Here is a 1,940-nt window from a genome sequence, read left to right as displayed (position 1 = left end):
GGACGACGGTCACCCGGCCATCCTGCCGCCCCGCGCCCCGCCGGCCGGGTCGTCGACGGGTGGGTCGTCGCCGGCCGGGTCGTCGACGGGTGGGGCGTCGGCGGGTGGGGCGTCGGCGGGCGGGGCGAACGAGGTGCGGCGGACCACCCGCCGCAGGCCGGCGAGGACCGCGGGACCGGCGAGGAGGACCCCGACGGCCGTGGTGACCGCGCGGCCGACGTCCCAGCCCAGCGAGGTGAGGGCCGAGTAGAGCAGGAGCCGGCCGAGGTTGTCCCCGAGCGGGGCGCCCGCCACGTAGGACGCGCCCGTGCCCGCGGTCGCCAGGGGCCACCCCCAGAGGTTCATGAGCAGGCCGAAGCCCAGGGCGGCGACGACGGCGTACCCGGTGAGCAGCGCCACCTCGGCCCGCCCGCGCGGTCGGCGGGGCAGCAGCCCGGCGCCCAGCCCCACCCATCCCGCGGCGACCATCTGGAACGGCAGCCACGGCCCCACCCCCGCCGTCAGCACGGCCGAGGCGAGCAGCGACGTGCAGCCGAGGACGAAGCCGAAGCCCGGGCCGAGCACCCGCCCGGCGAGCACGAGGAGGAAGAAGACGGTCTCGACGCCGACGAGGCCGGCCCCGAGGGCCCGCAGGCCCGCGTTGACGGCCGACAGCACGCCGAGCAGCGCGAGCGCGGAGACCTCGATGCCGCCGTCGGCGAGCTCGGCGAGGACGACGGCGAGGACGAGCGGCAGGAGGAGGGCGAAGAGCAGCGGGGCGCCCGCGCTGCCCGCCAGCGCGGCGCCGGCGGGCACGAGCAGCGGCCAGGCGAACATCAGCAGCCCGGCGACGGAGGCGAGCGCCAGCACGAGGGCCGAGCGCGGGCGCAGCCGCACCGCGGCAGGGCGCGGGGCGGCGGGACGACGGGCGGCGGGGCGACGGCTGGCGGGACGGGGCCCTGCGTCTCGGGGCCCTGCGTCTCGGGGCCCTGCGTCTCGGGGCCCTGCCTCTCGGGACTCCGTGCGGCGCGGCGCGCGCCTCACGACGTGCCCCTCACGACGTCCCCCTCGGGGACCTCCTCGCCGGCGAGCGCGGCCCGCACCTCGTCGGGCACCAGCCACGGCTCGGGAGCCAGGACCTTGGCGGTCTGGGGCGCGAAGGCGGGCGAGGAGGCGACGACCTCGGCGGTCGGGCCGTCGGCGACCACACGGCCCTGGGCCAGGACGACGACCCGGTCGGCCGCCGCCGCGACGAGCTCGACGTCGTGGGTGGCGAGCACGACGGCGCGGCCCTCGGCGGCGAGCGCGCGCACGGCCTCGCCGACGCGCCGCTTGGCGCCCTCGTCGAGGCCCCGCGTCGGCTCGTCGAGCAGGACGACGCGCGGCGCCGCCGCGAGCTGGACGGCGAGCACGAGCGCGAGGCGCTGCCCCTCGGACAGGTCGCGCGGGTGCCGGTCGTCCGGGACACCGGGCGAGACCTCGTCGAGCAGGGCCCGGCAGGTGCCGGACGGACGGCCCGACTCGGCGTCCGCCTGCGCGCACTCGGCGGCCACGCTGCCGAGGTAGAGCAGGTCGCCCGGCGTCTGGGGCACGAGGCCGACGAGGGCGCGCGCGGCCGCGGGCGCCAGCGCCCCGGGGTCGCGGCGGCCCTCGGCGTCGGGTCCGTCGACGGGTCGCCGACCCGGCCGGAGGAGGTCGCGCAGCCCGGGGCGGACGCGCCCGGACGCGTCCGCCCCGGCGCCCGCCGCCCCGAGCACGCGCACGTCGCCGCCCGACCGGGGGCCCGAGCCCTGCCACGCCCACAGCAGCGACGACTTCCCGGAGCCGTTGCGACCCATGAGGGCCACGACCTCCCCGGCCGCGAGGTCGAGGTCCACCCCCGCGACGGCGCGCACGGCCCCCGAGCCGCGGCCGTGGACGACCGCGAGGCCGCGCGAGCGCAGGAGGGGCGGGCCGTCGTC

The 1,940-nt window shown here is 80.4% G+C and carries 2 protein-coding genes; both read right to left on the bottom strand.

Annotated features, from left to right (window positions below; genetic code table 11):
- Nucleotides 1-9 precede the first annotated feature (9 nt).
- Complete coding sequence (locus HLB09_RS16330) at nucleotides 10-876, bottom strand: ECF transporter S component (RefSeq protein ID WP_212771258.1); 867 nt, start codon at nucleotides 874-876, stop codon at nucleotides 10-12.
- 143 nt (nucleotides 877-1,019) lie between these two features.
- A partial coding sequence (locus HLB09_RS16325) for an ATP-binding cassette domain-containing protein (RefSeq protein ID WP_171204359.1) occupies nucleotides 1,020-1,940 on the bottom strand: 921 nt, incomplete at its 5' end.

The organism is Pseudokineococcus marinus, from assembly GCF_013004605.1.
Taxonomy (GTDB): Bacteria; Actinomycetota; Actinomycetes; order Actinomycetales; family Quadrisphaeraceae; genus Pseudokineococcus; species Pseudokineococcus marinus.
This window is presented reverse-complemented; position numbering and strand designations above follow the sequence as displayed.